Consider the following 4,643-nt stretch of genomic DNA (forward strand, 5'->3'; position numbering starts at 1 on the left):
CGCGCTCGCCTAACTATTTGGGGCTCGCTGAATTCAGCGAGCCCCAAATAGTTAGGCGAGCGCTGGGTTCGGGTCCGGGTTCGGGGGCGCGAGCGGACGGGCCGGGCGTCCGAAGTGGGGCGTGCCGACCCGGAGCCACCCGTCACCACCCAAATAAACCGAACTCATTGGAGAAAGTGCCAGATTGATCCGCTGCTGCGGATCTAGACTTCGGTTCATGCCGCAGCTACGGATCTTCGGGGTGGCCGGTTGAGCCGGTCAGGGCCAACCGACACCGCGTCCGTGCTGCACCCGGACACCCGGCGGCCCACCCCGCTGGCCGTCATGGTGACCGTGCTGACCCTGCTGCTGATCGTCATCGCGGTGCTGGCGTTGTGCAGCGGCCGCTACCTGCTGTCGCCGGTCGAGGTTGCCCAGGCGCTGGCCAGCGCGGTCACCGGCACGCCGCCGCCCGACCCGTCCAGCTTCAACGTAGTGATCAATCTGCGGCTGCCGCGGATCGCCGCCGCCATCCTGATCGGGGCCGCGCTCACCCTGGCCGGTGCGAGCTACCAGAGCATCTTCCGCAACCCGCTGGCGGCGCCCGATCTGCTCGGCGTCACCCACGGCGCCTGCGTCGGTGCCTCGATCGCGATCATCCTCGGCCTGGGCACGGTGTGGGTGCAGTCGCTGGCCTTCCTGGCCGGCTTCGGGGCGCTGGCCCTGGTGGCCTGGATCCCGCGCCTGATCCGCCGCTCGTCGACGGTCACCCTGGTGCTGGCCGGCATCATCGTCGGCGGCCTGATGCAGGCGGTCATCGGTCTGCTGAAGTACGTCGCCGACCCGGAGACCCAGCTCGCCGACATCGTCTTCTGGCAACTGGGCAGCCTGGCCAAGGTCACCGCGTCCTCGGTGACCGCGATGGCCCCGCTGATCCTGGTCCCGACGCTGGTGCTGGTGCTGCTGCGCTGGCGACTCAACCTGCTCACCCTGGAGGACGCCGAGAGCGCCGCGCTGGGGGTGAACGTCCGGTTCGAGCGCGGCGTGGTGGTGGTCTGCGCGACCCTGCTCACCGCCGCCGCGGTCTCGCTGAGCGGCAGCATCGGCTGGATCGGCCTGGTGGTGCCGCACGCCGCCCGGCTGCTGGCCGGCAGCGACAACGCCCGCACCCTGCCGGTGGCGGCCCTGCTGGGCGGCGCCTTCATGGTGGTGATCGACACCCTGGCCCGCTCGCTGAGCCCCGGCGAGATCCCGCTCGGCATTCTCACCGGACTGATCGGGACCCCGTTCTTCGTGATCATCCTGGCCCGGCGAGGGGCGGAGGCATGACCGCCTTCCTCGCGGTGCACGACATCGCCTTCAGCTACCGGGCCGGGTACCCGATCTTCACCGACCTGTCCTTCCAGCTCGGACGCGGTGAGCTGTTCACCATCCTCGGCCCGAACGGCGCCGGCAAATCCACCCTGCTGAACTGCGTCACCGCGGTCCGGCCGCCGCAGCACGGACGGATCCTGCTGGACGGCGCGCCGGTCGCCGAACTGCCGCCCCGGACCCGGGCCCGGGCGATCGCCTACGTCCCGCAGACCAGCACGGTCAGCTACGCCTACTCGGTGCTCGAGTACGTGCTGATGGGACGCGCCCCGCACCTGAACCTGATGCAGCAGCCGTCCGCCGGCGACCGGGCACGGGCCCATGAGGCGCTCGACCTGCTCGGCATCGCGGACCTGGCCCGACGTCCGTGCACCCAGATCAGCGGCGGCCAGCGCCAGTTGGCCAGCATCGCCAAGGCCATCGTCCAGGATCCCGAACTGATCGTCTTCGACGAGCCCACCGCCGCCCTCGACCACGGCAACCAGGCCCGGGTGCTGCACCTGCTCGCCGACCTGTCCCGGCGCGGCTTCGGCATCATCAGCACCACCCACAACCCGAATCACGCGATCCTGCTCGGCGGCAGCGCCGGCGTCCTGACCCGCACCGGACGCCTGCACGCCGGCCCGGTCGCCGAGGTGATCCGCGAGGACCTGCTGAGCCGGGTCTACGAAACCGAGCTGCGGGTGGTGTACGTCGAGGAACTCGGACGCACCGTCTGTGAGACCCCCGCATTGACCAAACCGGAGCCGACGACGAAAGGACGTGCTCTTCCATGAGATCAGGACAACCCAAGGCGGTCGCCGCGCTGCTGGCCGCCACCGCGCTGCTCGGGCTGGTGGGCTGCAGCGGCAGTCAGCCGGCCGCGTCCAGCCCCGCGGCGTCGTCCGTTCCGGCGCCGACCCTGGGCGCGGACGCCCGCACCGTCACCGACCAGGGCGGCACCGCCGTCCAGATCCCCGCCACGGTGCAGCGGGTCGCCGACCTGTGGCATGCCAACAACCAGGTCGTGCTGGTGCTGGGTGCCGGTGACAAGCTGGTCGCCACCACCAACGTGATCAAGCAGATGAAGTGGTTCTCCACCGTCTACCCGGGCATCGCGAACGTGACCGCGCCGTTCAGCGGCGACGACCTGCAGGTCGAGGAACTGGTCAAGCTGCGTCCGGACGCGGTGCTGTCGTCCAACGACGCCCAGATCCAGGCCGCCCGCAACGCCGGGCTGCCGGCGGTCAAGGTCACCTTCCAGACCTTCGACGGGCTGCGGCAGACGGTGAAGCTGACCGCCGAGGTGCTCGGCGGCGACGCGCCGGCCCGGGCCGAGAAGTACCTGGCCTACCTGGACAAGAACATCAAGACGGTGGATTCCAGGCTGAAGGGGCTGGCGGACGCGGACCGTCCCTCCGTGCTGCACATCGCCGGTCCCACCGACCTGCTCACGGTGGACGGACGCAAGTCGATGATCGACGAGTGGATCAACCTCAGCGGCGGCCGGAACGCCCTGGACGTGGACGGCAACCTGGCCAAGGTGACCATGGAGACGATCGTGAAGTCCGACCCGGACTGCATCATCATCGGCAGCACCAGCACCGAGGAGGCCCTGGCGCTGCTCCGCAAGGATCCTGCCTACTCGCAATTGCGTGCGGTGAAGGAGGGCAAGGTCTACGGCAATCCGCGGGGCACCTTCCCGTGGGATCGCTACAGCGCCGAGGAGGCCCTGCAGGTGCTCTGGGTCGCGCAGCTGCTGCATCCGGAGCAGTTCAAGAACCTCGACCTGGTCACCGAGACCCGGAACTTCTACAAGACCTTCCTGAACTACGACCTGAGCGCCGACCAGGCGAAGCTGATCCTGGCCGGCAAGGAACCCGCCTGAGCCCCGTCTGATCCCAGGCCCGGCCCGCGTCCGTCCGGCCCCGGCCCGTCCACCGCTCGCCTAACTATTTTGGGCTCGCTGAATTCAGCGAGCCCAAAATAGTTAGGCGAGCGGTTGGGGGCGGGTGAGCGGTTCCGCGGCTCGACCGACGAGGCCCAGCGATTTTCCCCTGCCTGCGGAACCTCCTAGGCTGGCCGGATGCAGCAGTTGGTGCAGCAGTCTCCGTTGCGACTGGGCCCGGTCGAGGTCGATCCTCCGGTGGTCCTGGCGCCGATGGCGGGCATCACCAACGCCGCCTACCGGCAGCTCTGCCGCGAGCAGGGGGCCGGGCTGTACGTCTGCGAGATGATCACCTCGCGCGGCATCGTCGAACGCATTCCGCGGACCTTCTCGATGCTCCGCTTCGACCCGGGCGAGTCGGTCCGGTCGGTGCAGCTGTACGGGGTGGACGCCGACGTGATGGCGAAGGCCACCACCATCCTGTGCGCCGAGTTCGGGGTCAACCACGTCGACCTCAACTTCGGCTGCCCGGTGCCGAAGGTGACCCGCCGCGGCGGCGGGGGAGCACTGCCCTGGAAGCGGGACCGGCTGGCCGCGATCCTGACCGCGACGGTCAAGGCCGCGCAGCCGTACGGCGTCCCGGTGACCATGAAGACCCGGATCGGGATCGACGCCGAGCACGAGACCTTCCTGGACGCCGGACGGATCGCCGCCGACGCCGGCTGCGCCGCGATCGCGCTGCACGCCCGCACCGTCAAGCAGGCCTACGGCGGTCACGCCGACTGGGACCGGATCGCCGAACTGGTCGCCGCCACCGACATCCCGGTGCTCGGCAACGGTGACATCTGGGAGGCCCCGGACGCCCTGGCGATGATGGCCCGCACCGGCTGCGCCGGCGTGGTGATCGGACGCGGCTGCCTGGGCCGGCCCTGGCTGTTCCGAGACCTGGCGGCCGCCTTCGCCGGCGAGCCGGCGCCGCCGCTGCCGAATCTGGGCGAGGTGGCGGCGATGGTCTACCGGCACGCCGAGCTGCTGGCCGGGCTGGACGGCGAGGCCCACGGCATGCGCGACCTGCGCAAGCACATGGCCTGGTACTTCAAGGGTTTCCCGGTCGGAGCCGAGCTGCGCCGCAGCCTGGCGATGGTGTCGGCGCTGGACGAACTGCGCGGGCTGCTCGATCAGCTCGACCCGACGCTGGAGTTCCCCTCCGCCGAGCTGGGTTCACCGCGCGGACGCCAGGGCTCCCCGCGCGATCGGGTGGTGCTGCCCTACGGCTGGCTGGATTCGGAATGCCTGGGGGACGCCGACATCGCCGACGCCGAATCGGACGTCTCCGGCGGCTGAGTCCCCGGGCGGTCCAACGGCGAGTTGGGACGGGGACGGTTCTCGGGGACCGTCCCGGAACCGTTCAGGGACTGTCCCCGAG

Annotated in this window: 4 protein-coding genes; all 4 read left to right on the plus strand. The window is 70.1% G+C overall.

The window, feature by feature from the left end; translation table 11 throughout:
- Positions 1–282 precede the first annotated feature (282 nt).
- The 4 genes from QM582_RS02890 (at position 283) to dusB (ending at position 4,561) form a co-directional block, all read left to right on the plus strand.
- A complete protein-coding gene (locus QM582_RS02890; protein ID WP_415081581.1) occupies positions 283–1,308 on the plus strand; it encodes a FecCD family ABC transporter permease in 1,026 nt (341 codons plus the stop codon).
- Positions 1,305–2,126 carry an ABC transporter ATP-binding protein gene (locus QM582_RS02895; protein ID WP_415081583.1) on the plus strand — a complete coding sequence of 274 codons (822 nt, stop codon included), beginning with the start codon at positions 1,305–1,307 and terminating at the stop codon, positions 2,124–2,126. Before QM582_RS02890 ends, QM582_RS02895 begins: the two co-directional genes overlap by 4 nt.
- Positions 2,123–3,217 carry an ABC transporter substrate-binding protein gene (locus QM582_RS02900; protein WP_415081585.1) on the plus strand — a complete coding sequence of 365 codons (1,095 nt, stop codon included), beginning with the start codon at positions 2,123–2,125 and terminating at the stop codon, positions 3,215–3,217. The genes QM582_RS02895 and QM582_RS02900 overlap by 4 nt, the downstream gene beginning before the upstream one ends.
- A 198-nt stretch (positions 3,218–3,415) precedes the next feature.
- The gene (dusB, locus tag QM582_RS02905; protein ID WP_415081586.1) at positions 3,416–4,561 is read left to right on the plus strand and encodes a tRNA dihydrouridine synthase DusB; all 1,146 of its coding nucleotides are present in this window, start codon (positions 3,416–3,418) and stop codon (positions 4,559–4,561) included.
- Positions 4,562–4,643: the final 82 nt, after the last annotated feature.

It is taken from the genome of Micropruina sp., from assembly GCF_047607385.1.
Taxonomy (GTDB): Bacteria; Actinomycetota; Actinomycetes; order Propionibacteriales; family Propionibacteriaceae; genus Micropruina.

What these genes read in the sequence shown, in the direction of transcription:
- QM582_RS02895 (WP_415081583.1), top strand. Translation starts at nt 1,305, where the DNA reads ATGACCGCCTTCCTCGCGGTGCACGACATCGCCTTCAGCTACCGGGCC.
- QM582_RS02900 (WP_415081585.1), top strand. Translation starts at nt 2,123, where the DNA reads ATGAGATCAGGACAACCCAAGGCGGTCGCCGCGCTGCTGGCCGCCACC.
- dusB (WP_415081586.1), top strand. Translation starts at nt 3,416, where the DNA reads ATGCAGCAGTTGGTGCAGCAGTCTCCGTTGCGACTGGGCCCGGTCGAG.